This window comes from Streptomyces boncukensis (assembly GCF_011045075.1).
Lineage (GTDB): Bacteria > Actinomycetota > Actinomycetes > Streptomycetales > Streptomycetaceae > Streptomyces > Streptomyces boncukensis.
Genome location: NZ_JAAKZZ010000248.1, coordinates 1 through 10,836 on the forward strand (window position 1 = coordinate 1; position 10,836 = coordinate 10,836).

At 71.7% G+C, this 10,836-nt stretch carries 11 protein-coding genes; 1 reads left to right on the forward strand and 10 read right to left on the reverse strand.

Features of this window, described 5'->3' with window-relative positions:
* Nucleotides 1-122 precede the first annotated feature (122 nt).
* From G5C65_RS21815 to dut, 7 genes are all read right to left on the reverse strand, one after another.
* Entirely contained in the window at nucleotides 123-812 is a 690-nt protein-coding gene (locus G5C65_RS21815) for an ABC transporter ATP-binding protein (protein ID WP_165300605.1), read from the reverse strand.
* Nucleotides 813-960: 148 nt separating this feature from the next.
* Entirely contained in the window at nucleotides 961-1,575 is a 615-nt protein-coding gene (gene kdpC / locus G5C65_RS21820) for a potassium-transporting ATPase subunit KdpC (protein WP_165300595.1), read from the reverse strand.
* Nucleotides 1,576-1,581: 6 nt separating this feature from the next.
* Nucleotides 1,582-3,717 (reverse strand): potassium-transporting ATPase subunit KdpB, encoded by a 2,136-nt coding sequence (gene kdpB / locus G5C65_RS21825; protein ID WP_165300596.1) that lies wholly within the window; start codon nucleotides 3,715-3,717, stop codon nucleotides 1,582-1,584.
* Nucleotides 3,717-5,378: a potassium-transporting ATPase subunit KdpA gene (kdpA, locus tag G5C65_RS21830; protein WP_165300597.1), complete on the reverse strand. Its 1,662-nt coding sequence runs from the start codon at nucleotides 5,376-5,378 to the stop codon at nucleotides 3,717-3,719. Before kdpA ends, kdpB begins: the two co-directional genes overlap by 1 nt.
* 9 nt (nucleotides 5,379-5,387) lie before the next feature.
* Nucleotides 5,388-5,477, reverse strand: a complete 90-nt coding sequence (gene kdpF, locus G5C65_RS39440) for a K(+)-transporting ATPase subunit F (protein ID WP_165300598.1) — start codon at nucleotides 5,475-5,477, stop codon at nucleotides 5,388-5,390.
* Between the two features lie 665 nt (nucleotides 5,478-6,142).
* Complete coding sequence (locus G5C65_RS21840) at nucleotides 6,143-6,931, reverse strand: DUF3710 domain-containing protein (RefSeq protein WP_165300599.1); 789 nt, start codon at nucleotides 6,929-6,931, stop codon at nucleotides 6,143-6,145.
* Between the two features lies 1 nt (nucleotide 6,932).
* Nucleotides 6,933-7,427, reverse strand: a complete 495-nt coding sequence (dut, locus tag G5C65_RS21845) for a dUTP diphosphatase (protein ID WP_338146571.1) — start codon at nucleotides 7,425-7,427, stop codon at nucleotides 6,933-6,935.
* A 212-nt stretch (nucleotides 7,428-7,639) separates the two neighbouring features.
* Between dut and G5C65_RS21850 the strand changes: the two genes are divergently transcribed.
* The gene (locus G5C65_RS21850) at nucleotides 7,640-8,104 is read left to right on the forward strand and encodes a DUF3093 domain-containing protein (protein ID WP_165300601.1); all 465 of its coding nucleotides are present in this window, start codon (nucleotides 7,640-7,642) and stop codon (nucleotides 8,102-8,104) included.
* Nucleotides 8,105-8,204: 100 nt separating this feature from the next.
* Here the strand turns inward: G5C65_RS21850 and G5C65_RS21855 are convergent, their stop codons facing one another.
* The 3 genes from G5C65_RS21855 to G5C65_RS21865 form a co-directional block, all read right to left on the reverse strand.
* Complete coding sequence (locus G5C65_RS21855) at nucleotides 8,205-8,975, reverse strand: hypothetical protein (RefSeq protein ID WP_165300602.1); 771 nt, start codon at nucleotides 8,973-8,975, stop codon at nucleotides 8,205-8,207.
* Nucleotides 8,976-8,993: 18 nt separating this feature from the next.
* Nucleotides 8,994-9,293 (reverse strand): DUF4193 domain-containing protein, encoded by a 300-nt coding sequence (locus tag G5C65_RS21860; RefSeq protein WP_165300603.1) that lies wholly within the window; start codon nucleotides 9,291-9,293, stop codon nucleotides 8,994-8,996.
* Nucleotides 9,294-9,662: 369 nt separating this feature from the next.
* Nucleotides 9,663-10,836 (reverse strand): sensor histidine kinase (locus tag G5C65_RS21865; RefSeq protein ID WP_165300604.1); only part of this gene is annotated, 1,174 nt, incomplete at its 5' end.

Sequence of the window (10,836 nt, forward strand, 5' to 3'; positions counted from 1 at the left end):
CTCGAACGACGACGCACCCATGATTGCAACATCTCCCGCTCAGCATCAGTCAGCACAACAGGCGGGATCTTCGGTCCAGGACGACTCACACCAGACCAACGACGAATCTCCGACTCAGGACACTAGGAAGTGCCCCGCAGCGCGCCGTCGCCCAGCTCGACGACCCGGTCCGCGAGGTCGAGCAGGGTCTCGTCGTGGGTGGCCACCAGCGCGGTGACCGGCTCGGCGCCCTCGCACTCGCCGTCCCGCACGACCGCGCGCAGCAGCTCCATCACCCCGTGCCCGGTCTCGGCGTCGAGCTGGCCGGTGGGCTCGTCGGCCAGCAGCAGCGCCGGCCGGTTGGCCAGCGCACGGGCCAGCGCCACGCGCTGCTGCTGGCCGCCGGAGAGCTCGCCGGGGCGCTGCGCGGCGTGCTCGGTCAGCCCGACGAGGGCGAGCAGCAGCGCCACCCGCTCCTCGCGCGCGGCGACCGGCTCCCGGCGCATCCGCAGCGGTATGCCGACGTTCTCGGCGGCGGTGAGGACGGGCAGCAGCGCGAACGACTGGAAGACGAAGCCGATCCGGTCGCGGCGCAGCGCCAGCAACTCCGGCTCGCCCAGGGTGGCGAGGTCGGTGCCGTCGACGGCGATCCGCCCGGAGTCCGGGGCGTCCAGGCCGCCGACCAGGTTGAGCAGCGTTGTCTTGCCGGAGCCGGACCGGCCGCGTACGGCGACGAGTTCGCCGCGCCGCACGGTCAGCGAGACGCCGCGCAGGGCGTGTACGGCGGCGGGCCCGCGCCCGTATGTGCGGTGCACGTCCTCGACCTCGACCATGGCTCCCGTACGCTCCGTCACCTGCCGGCCTCCGTCCCGGTGTCCACGTGGGCGCGCGCTGCGCTCGGGCAGTCTGCGCCAGGGGCACGGGGCGGGCAAGCGCGGCCCCCTCGCCGGGCTCCGGAACGCGAGGGGGCCGGCCGCGGGTTCAGCCTCGGGCGGCTGCCCGCCGTACGGCGAGGTTCAGCTCCAGGACGTTCACCGTGGGCTCGCCCAGGAAGCCCAGGGTGCGCCCCGCCGTGTGCTCGGACACCAGCCGCCGCACCGTGCCGGTGGACAGCCGGTTCGCCCGCGCGACCCGGTCCACCTGGAGCGCCGCGTACTTCTTCGAGATCGCCGGGTCCAGCGCGGAAGCGGACCCGGTCACCGCGTCCTTGGGCACCCGGGACTGCGGGACCCCGTTGAAGTCGGCGACCTGCTTCCTGGCCTTCCGCACCATCCCGACCAGCTTCGGATCGCTGGCGCCGAGCTGGCTGGAGCCCGAGTTGCGCGGGTCGTAGTCCGAGGCGGAGGGGCGGCCCTGGAAGTACTTCGGGTCGGGTTTCCGGCCGCCGCGCTCGTTCCAGCTCTGGCCGATCAGCCGGGAGCCGACGTCCCTGCCGTCGGCCTTGACCACGGAGCCGTTCGCCTTGTCGTGGAAGGCGCCCTGGGCGATGCCGGTGATGACCAGCGGGTAGATCACGCCGCAGACGACCGTGAGGACGAGCAGCGCGCGGAACGCGGCCGAGAGCAGCCGCCCCGTGTTGCGTACAGAGGTGTTCATGGCGGGTCAGCCCACTCCGGGAATCAGCGTGATGAGCATGTCGATGATCTTGATGCCGAGGAACGGGGCGACGAGTCCGCCCAGCCCGTAGATCCCGATGTTGCGGCGCAGCATCCGGTCCGCGCTCATCGGCCGGTAGCGCACCCCCCGCAGGGCGAGCGGCACCAGCGCGACGATGATCAGCGCGTTGAAGATGACGGCGGAGAGGATCGCGGACTCGGGTGAGGCCAGGCCCATGATGTTGAGCTTGTCCAGGCCCGGGTAGGCCACCGCGAACATCGCCGGGATGATCGCGAAGTACTTCGCGACGTCGTTGGCGATCGAGAAGGTGGTCAGCGCGCCCCGGGTGATCAGCAGCTGCTTGCCGATCTCGACGATCTCGATGAGCTTGGTCGGGTTGGAGTCCAGGTCCACCATGTTCCCGGCCTCCTTGGCGGCCGAGGTGCCGGTGTTCATGGCCACGCCGACGTCCGACTGGGCGAGCGCCGGGGCGTCGTTGGTGCCGTCGCCGGTCATCGCCACCAGCCGGCCGCCGCTCTGCTCGCGCTTGATGAGCGCCATCTTGTCCTCGGGGGTGGCCTCGGCGAGGAAGTCGTCGACGCCCGCCTCCCTGGCGATGGCCTGGGCCGTCAGCGGGTTGTCACCCGTGATCATGATGGTCTTGATGCCCATCCGGCGCAGCTCGGCGAAGCGCTCGCCCATCCCCTCCTTGACGACGTCCTTGAGGTGGATGACGCCCAGCACCCGCGCCCCGTCGGCGTCGTCGATGCCGACGACCAGCGGGGTGCCGCCCTCCTGCGAGATCTCGTCGGTGAGGCGGTGCACCTCGTCGCCGACGGTGCCGCCGCTCTCCTTCACCCAGGCGCCGACCGAACCGGCCGCGCCCTTGCGGACCCGGACGCCGGTCCCGTCCTGGGTCAGGTCCACCCCGGACATCCGGGTCTGCGCGGTGAAGGGCACCCACTCGGCGCCTTCCAGCTCCCCCTCGTGCCGCTCGCGCAGCCCGTGCTTCTCCTTGGCGAGCACGACGACGGAGCGGCCCTCGGGCGTCTCGTCGGCGAGCGAGCTGAGCTGGGCCGCGTCGGCGACCTCGGCGGCCGTGGTGCCGCGTACGGGCACGAAGGCGGCGGCCTGGCGGTTGCCGAGCGTGATGGTGCCTGTCTTGTCGAGCAGCAGCGTGGACACGTCACCCGCCGCCTCCACCGCACGGCCCGAGGTGGCCAGCACGTTGCGCTGCACCAGGCGGTCCATGCCCGCGATGCCGATCGCGGACAGCAGGGCGCCGATCGTGGTCGGGATCAGGCACACCAGCAGCGCGGTCAGCACGGTGAGGGACTGCTCGGCGCCCGCGTAGACCGCGAACGGCTGGAGCGTGACCACCGCCAGCATGAAGACGATCGTCAGCGCGGCCAGCAGGATGTTGAGCGCGATCTCGTTCGGCGTCTTCTGCCGTGCCGCGCCCTCCACCAGGGAGATCATCCGGTCGATGAAGGTCTCGCCCGGCTTTGTGGTGATCTTGATGACGACGCGGTCGGACAGCACCTTGGTGCCGCCCGTCACCGCCGAGCGGTCCCCGCCCGACTCCCGGATGACCGGGGCCGACTCGCCGGTGATGGCCGACTCGTCGACGGAGGCGACGCCTTCGACGACGTCGCCGTCGCCGGGGATGACGTCCCCCGCCTCGCAGACGACGAGGTCGCCGACGCGCAGCTCGGTGCCGGGCACGGACTCCTCGGCCGACTCGCCGCCGCCCTCGGCCAGCCGGCGCGCGACGCTGTCCGTCTTGGCCCTGCGCAGCGTGTCGGCCTGCGCCTTGCCGCGCCCCTCGGCGACCGCCTCCGCCAGATTGGCGAACAGGACGGTCAGCCAGAGCCAGGCGGCGATGACCCAGCCGAACCACTCGCCGGGGTGGGCGACGGCCAGCACGGTGGAGACCACGGAGCCGACCTCGACCACGAACATGACCGGCGAGGTGGCCATCGAGCGGGGGTCCAGCTTGCGGACCGCGTCCGGCAGTGCGGCGGCGAGCTGCTTCGGGTCGAACAGCCCGCCGCCGACCGGCCCGCCGGGCAGGTGCGGCGCCGCGTCGGGGGCCGGGGCGTGCTCGCCGTCTGTGTGACGTACGGGTGTTGCTGTGCTCATCAGGCGAGGCCCTCCGCGAGCGGCCCCAGCGCGAGGGCCGGAAAGAAGGTGAGACCGGTGATGATCAGGATCGCGCCGACCAGCATCCCGGTGAACAGGGGTTTTTCGGTGCGCAGCGTGCCCGCCGTGACGGGGACGGGCGTCTGCTTGGCCAGCGAGGAGGCCAGCGCCAGCACGAACACCATGGGCAGGAACCGGCCGAGCAGCATGCACAGCCCGATGGTGGTGTTGAAGAACGGGGTGTCGGCGCCGAACCCGGCGAACGCGCTGCCGTTGTTGTTCGAGCCCGAGGTGTAGGCGTAGAGGACCTCCGAGAAGCCGTGCGCCCCGATGTTGGTCATCGCCTCCTTGCCGTCGGGCAGCGCCATGGCCAGGCCGGTGCCGCCGAGCACCAGTGCGGGCGTGATCAGGATGTAGCAGGCGGCGAGCTTGATCTCGCGCGGGCCGATCTTCTTCCCCAGGTACTCGGGCGTGCGCCCCACCATCAGGCCGGAGACGAACACCGCGACGACGGCCATGACCAGCATGCCGTACAGCCCGGAGCCGACCCCGCCCGGCGCGATCTCGCCCAGCATCATGCCGAGCAGCAGCACGCCGCCCGACAGCCCGCTGAAGGAGTCGTGGAAGGAGTTGACGGACCCGGTCGAGGTCATGGTCGTGGAGACCGAGAAGAGCGACGAGGCGCCCTCCCCGAACCGCTGCTCCTTGCCCTCCATGGCGCCGCCCGCGAGCTGCGCGGCGGTCCCGGGGTGCTGGAACTCGGTGACGGTCACGGCGACCACCCCGGCGAACCAGATGGCGCCCATGGCCGCGACGATGGCGTACCCCTGCTTCGCGCTGCCGACCATCGTCCCGAAGGTGCGGGGCAGCGAGAACGGGATGACCAGCAGCAGGAAGATCTCCAGCAGGTTGGAGAAGCCGTTCGGGTTCTCGAAGGGGTGCGAGGAGTTGGCGTTGAAGAAGCCGCCCCCGTTGGTGCCCAGGTCCTTGATGGCCTCCTGCGAGGCGACCGCGCCGCCCGGGATGTCCTGGGTGGCGCCGGACAGGGTGTGCACCTCGTGGAACCCGGCGAAGTTCTGGATGGCGCCGGTCGCCACCAGCACGACCGCCGCGAGCGCGGAGACGGGCAGCAGGATGCGGACGGTGCCGCGCACCATGTCGGCCCAGAAGTTGCCCAGCTCGCCGGTGCGCGCTCGGGTGAAGCCGCGGACGAGCGCGATGGCGACGGCCATGCCGACGGCCGCGGACACGAAGTTCTGCACCGCGAGGCCGGCGGTCTGGGTGACATGACTCATGGCGGATTCGCCCGAGTACGACTGCCAGTTGGTGTTCGAGACGAAGGAGGCGGCGGTGTTGAACGCCTGGTCCGGGTCGATCGGCTTGAAGCCCAGCGACAGCGGCAGCTTGTCCTGGACCCGCTGGAGCAGGTAGAGGAACAGCACGCTGACGGCGGAGAACGCCAGCACGGACCGCAGATAGGCGGGCCAGCGCATCTCGGCGTCCGGATCGGCGCCGACGCAGCGGTAGATCCACCGCTCGACGCGCAGATGCCTCGTGGACGAGTAGACCCGGGCCATGTAGTCGCCCAGGGGGCGGTGCACCAGTGCGAGCGCTGCGATCAGCGCGGAGACCTGGAGCACATCAGCAAGAACGGGGCTCATTTCGGGCGCTCAGAACCTCTCGGGGAAGACGAGGGCGAGGGCCAGATAGCCCAGCAGTGCGACGGCCACGACCAGGCCGACGACGTTCTCGGCGGTCACGGTGTTTCTCCGTTCGCCCCGCCGCGGCAGCGGCTCATGTCACTGCCGCCCGCCCGGCGCAGAGGTGCGGGCGCCGTGGACGTCTGCGGCTGAGCGGCCGCGCGCGCAGCGCTCACAGCCTGTCCACTCCCTTGGCGATGAGGGCCACCAGCGCGAAGACCGCGAGCGTGGTGACGACGAAGGCCAGATCGGCCATCGCGTGCTCCTAGATGGTGATGGGATTTTCCGACCACCCCAGGGAACCTCTGATATCGCCGTACAGGGCTCTCGTTGACGCCCCCTATACGCGCTGTCCTGCGCTCTTGACGGCTCCCATACGCCCCTCGCGCGGGGAGCGCGAGTATTCCGGCCAGGGGCCCGCCCGAGCCTCCGCTGCCGCCGGTGACCAGGCGCCGATCTGGCGGCGCTGCGCGCGCCCGGGGAGGACCCGCCGGCCACCGAAGGGGACGGGGCGCACACTGTGGACACGGCACTCGGCGAGCTTGCGGCGCACGCGCTCGCCCGGCCGGACTCCCATGGGCGGCTGAGGCGTGACCGAGCTGCTGCGGATCGCCCGGGGCCGGGGGCGCGTCGTGATCATTTCGTCACCCCGTGTCAAAGCTCCCCGGGGGACGAGGGCCGGGGCTGCGCGCTCTGCCGATCGTGCAGCCCCGGCGGGGAGGGCGTCAGCGGACCTCGGTGATCTCCGGGCCGCGCTGCAGCTTGTCCAGGCCACCCGCGAAGCGGGAGCCCTCCTCGACGGTCTCCTGCTGCACTCCGTCCGGCACCATCTGCGCGTCGTCCGGCAGCTTGAGGACGATCGGGTCGCGGGGGGCCATGGGCGCGTCACCGCGCACCACGACCGCGTCCCGGAAGATCTGCTCCAGCAGCCCCGCGGCCTCCGGCTGCACCGCGCCCTGCCCGGAGATCACACCGCGCAGGAACCAGCGCGCCCCGTCGACGCCGATGAACCGCACGACCTGCACGCCGTTCGTGCCGTCCGGCAGCTGCACCGGCACCTGGGCCCGCAGCTCCCAGCCCAGCGAGCCCTCGACCTCGTCGATCACGCCGCCCTGCTGGGTGATGCCGGAGGCGATCTCCTCGCGCACCTCGTCCCAGAGGCCCTCGCGCTTGGGCGCCGCGAACGCCTGCAACTGGATGGCGCTGTCCTGCAGCACGAGCGTCGCGGCGACGATCGCGTCACCGGCGACCTCCACCCGCAGCTCCATGCCCTCGACGCCCGGCACAAACAGCCCGCCGAGGTCCACCCGGCCCTCGGACGGGTCGCTCACCTCGCTGATGTCCCAGGGGCCGTCGGGACGCGGTGCCGGGGGCAGCTTGACGCGCTCGGCTCCCGCCTCGGCCGTGCCCTCCTCGGACTCGGCCGCCTCCCCGGCGCCCTCCTGTTCCGTCTCGAACTCGTCCGAGTCAAGCGTCTCAGGCTCTTCGCTCTTCTTACGACGACGTCCGAACACGTCACTGTCCTCTCCGGTCGGAGGCACCCTCGGCCCCGACCGCAACGTAATCCTTCTGCTGTGCGTGCCCGCCCGTGGAGCCGAATCCACCCGCACCTCTGGCCGAATCGGGCAGCTCCGCCACCGTGCGGAACCGCACCTTCTCCACCTGCTGGACGACGAGTTGGGCAATACGGTCGAACCGCTCGAATCGCACAGACTCGCGTGGGTCCAGATTGGCCACGATCACCTTGATCTCTCCACGGTACCCGGCATCCACCGTTCCCGGCGCATTCACGAGCGCGACGCCGCACCGCGCGGCAAGCCCGGAGCGGGGGTGCACGAAGGCCGCGTACCCCTCCGGGAGCGCGATCGACACCCCCGTGGGCAGGACCGCCCGCTCCCCCGGCGCGAGCACGGCGGGCTCGGTGGTCACCAGGTCGGCCCCGGCGTCCCCGGGCCGGGCGTACCCGGGCACCGGCACCTCGGGGTCGACCAGGCGCAGCAGCACCTCCACGGGCTCCCGGCCGCTCACGGCATCTCCCCGGGCGCTCACGGGTTCACCTCGAACACGCGTGCCCACTTGGCCTGGTCCGGGTCTGTCATCGCCGCCTCGATCTCCTCGTTCCGGGCCTCGGTTCCGGGCTGGTTCGGGGCATTCGCTGCACTCACGGAGGGAGACCTTACCGCCGTGTCCTCCGGCCAACCGCCCCGTGCCAAGCTGGACCCATGCATCCTCCCGCCCAGCCCTACGACGAACGCCTGACCGCGCCGCGCAGCTGGTGGCTGATCGCCTTCGGAATCGGCGTCGGCTGCGCGCTGGCGCTGCTGCCGCTCGGCCCGGTGCCGATGCTGGGCGGCCTGGTGGTGGGCGGTGCGCTGGCGGCGGTCTGCGTGAGCGCGTACGGCTCGGTACGGGTCCGTGTGACGGCGGGCTCGCTGGTCGCGGGAGACGCCCGGATCCCCCTGGAGGCGCTGGGGGAGGCGGAGGAGCTGGACGAGGAGGGAGCGCGGGCCTGGCGCACCCACAAGGCCGACCCGCGGGCCCATATGCTGCTGCGCAGCTATGTCCGTACGGCACTGCGCGTCCCGGTCACGGACCCGGACGACCCGACGCCGTACGTCTACGTCTCGACGCGGGACCCGAAGGCGCTGGCCGCCGCGCTCCGTGCGGAGCGGTCCGCCTCGCGGTAGCGGCGGCGTCTCGCCGCGCGGGGCCCTTCAGGCGCGGGTCCCGCGGGCGCAGCCCCCGCCGATGCGGGGCACGCACCCGACTGCCGGGCATGCCTCCGCCTCAGCCGGGGCCTTCCACCGGCAGGGGGCGCCGGCGCAGGTCGTCCCGGACGCGGGCGGCGAGGCGCCGGGTGTCCCGGCGGTTCATCACGGCCCCGACGGCGGCGCCGACCATGAACGGGGTGAGGTTGGGCAGGTTGCGCAGCGTCCGCTTCATGATCTGCTGCCGCAGCTCGCGGCGCATCTGCCCGCCCAGCGCGGCGTTCAGCGACAGCGGCTTGGCGAGGTCGATCCCGCGCTCGGAGGTCCAGGCGCCGAGGTACGCGGCCGTCCGCTGCCCGGCGTTGCCCGGCGCGCGCTGTCCGTACAGCTCGTGCAGCTCGGAGATCAGCTTCAGCTCGACCGAGGCGACGCCGACGATCTCGGCGGCCAGCTCGGCGGGCATCGCGGGCGGCACCGGCAGCATCGCGGCGGCGCCCACGGAGGCGCCGACGGTCGCGGAGCCCAGGACGGCCCCGGAGACCAGCTTGTCGGCGATCTCCTCGGTGCCGAGCCCGGGAAACTGGGCGCGGAGGGTCTCCGCGTCCCGCACCGGGATCCGCGGGGCCGTCTCGATGACCCGGTCGGCCACCAAGCCGAAGAAGGCCCGCGTCCGGTCCCTGACGGCGCCCGTACGCGACTGTGCGCCCTCCGGCGGCGCCGGGGAAGCACGCGGGGTACGGGCGCGCGGGATCAGCCGCCGCACGCGCGCGGCGCGCGGCGGGTACGGCACGAGCGAGGCCGACGGGCCCTGCGGACCTCGCTCGTCGTCACGTGCGTCGTCGACTGCCACGGACGGTGTCGCCCGCGCTCAGGCCGCGCAGTCGCGGCAGATCGGCTGGCCGTTCTTCTCCTCGGCGAGCTGCGAGCGGTGGTGCACCAGGAAGCAGCTCATGCAGGTGAACTCGTCGTTCTGCCGGGGCAGCACCCGAACCGACAGCTCCTCGTTCGAGAGGTCGGCGCCGGGCAGCTCCAGGCCCTCCGCCTGCTCGAACTCGTCCACGTCGACATTGGACGCGGTCTTGTCGTTCCGCCGGGCCTTCAGCTCTTCGATGCTGTCCTCGTTGACGTCGTCGTCGGTCTTGCGTGGAGTGTCGTAGTCCGTTGCCATGTCGCTCTCCCCCTCTGGGTGTCTGTGGTGTCTCCAGCGCACGTAACGCGTGAGGGGCCGGACTTGTGCCCGACCCGAGGCGGAGATTTTGCCTCACATCAAGGTCTGTTACTCAATCGACACCCAACCGCACCCCTGAAGAGGTGATCACAGCGGATGCCGAGGAGACCCTAAACGGTCCCCGGTGGCGCTGCGTGCACGCCATCCCGGGTACTGCCCCGGATCCTCACCAGCGGAAACCTGGATTTTCCGGGATTTCTTCCCGGAGGACGACCACGCTGCACACAGGGCGAAAAATCGCTTGTGTGATCGATCACACTCCTTGGGGAAACCATCCGCAATGGCCGGATTCCGCCCCTGGCGAAACCTCTACACCGGAAGCGCGACCCGGACAACGAGCCCTCCGTCCTCCCTCGGCCCGGCGGTGACGGCGCCACCGTGCGCGCGCGCAACGGACCGCACGATGGACAGCCCCAGCCCGACGCCCTTGTCGCTGCCGGTGCGCTCGGTCCGCAGGCGGCGGAAGGGCTCGAAGAGGTTGTCCACCTCGTACGCGGGCACGACGGGGCCGGTGTTCTCCACCACCAGCACGGCCTGCCCCGGCTGGGCCTCCGTACTGACCGTGACCCATCCGCCCTCCCGCAGGTTGTAGCGCACGGCATTCTGCACCAGGTTCAGCGCGACGCGCTCCAGCAGCACCCCGTTGCCCTGCGTGTACGCCGGCTGGCGCACCCCGCGCAGCTCGACGCCCTTGTCCTGGGCCTCGCCGCGCACCTGCTCCACGGCCTGCGAGGCGACCTCGGACAGGTCCACCGGCTTGCGGTCCACCAGCTCGTTCTCGCTGCGCGCGAGCAGCAGCAGGCCCTCGACCAGCTGCTCGCTGCGCTCGTTGGTGGCCAGCAGCGTCTTGGCGAGCTGCTGCACCTCGGAGGGCGCACCGGGATCGGCGAGCTGCACCTCCAGCAGCGTGCGGTTGATCGCGAGGGGGGTCCGCAGCTCGTGCGAGGCGTTGCCGACGAACCGCTGCTGGGCGGAGAAGGCGCGCTCCAGCCGGTCCAGCATGTCGTCGAAGGTGTCCGACAGCTCCTTCAGCTCGTCGTCCGGGCCCTCCAGCTCGATCCGCTTGTGCAGGTCCGAGCCCGCGACCTGGCGCGCTGTGCGGGTGATCCGGCCGAGCGGCGAGAGCACCCGCCCCGCCATCACATAGCCGAACGCGAACGCGGCCACCGCCAGCCCCAGCAGCGCCAGCAGGGAGCGGCGCAGCAGGGAGTCCAGGGCCATCCTGCGCTGCTCGTCCGAGCAGGCCACCAGCCGGTCCATGAAGTCGTCGCTGGGCATGGTGCCGGTCAGGCCGGGGCAGCGGTCCGAGTTGAGCTGGACCCGCGCGTTCAGCAGGCGGAACGGCAGCTCGTTGCCGTCGTGCAGCGCCTGGGCCGCCAGCAGATAGATGATCGTGAGCAGCACCATGCCCGCGATCAGGAACATCCCGCCGTACAGCAGCGTGAGCCGTATCCGGATGGTGGGGCGCAGCCAGGGGTAGGAG

Excerpts from the sequence above, each read along its gene's own strand:
- G5C65_RS21815 (WP_165300605.1), bottom strand. The coding sequence starts at position 812 with ATGGTCGAGGTCGAGGACGTGCACCGCACATACGGGCGCGGGCCCGCC.
- kdpC (WP_165300595.1), bottom strand. The coding sequence starts at position 1,575 with ATGAACACCTCTGTACGCAACACGGGGCGGCTGCTCTCGGCCGCGTTC.
- kdpB (WP_165300596.1), bottom strand. The coding sequence starts at position 3,717 with ATGAGCACAGCAACACCCGTACGTCACACAGACGGCGAGCACGCCCCG.
- kdpA (WP_165300597.1), bottom strand. The coding sequence starts at position 5,378 with ATGAGCCCCGTTCTTGCTGATGTGCTCCAGGTCTCCGCGCTGATCGCA.
- G5C65_RS21850 (WP_165300601.1), top strand. The coding sequence starts at position 7,640 with ATGCATCCTCCCGCCCAGCCCTACGACGAACGCCTGACCGCGCCGCGC.
- G5C65_RS21860 (WP_165300603.1), bottom strand. The coding sequence starts at position 9,293 with ATGGCAACGGACTACGACACTCCACGCAAGACCGACGACGACGTCAAC.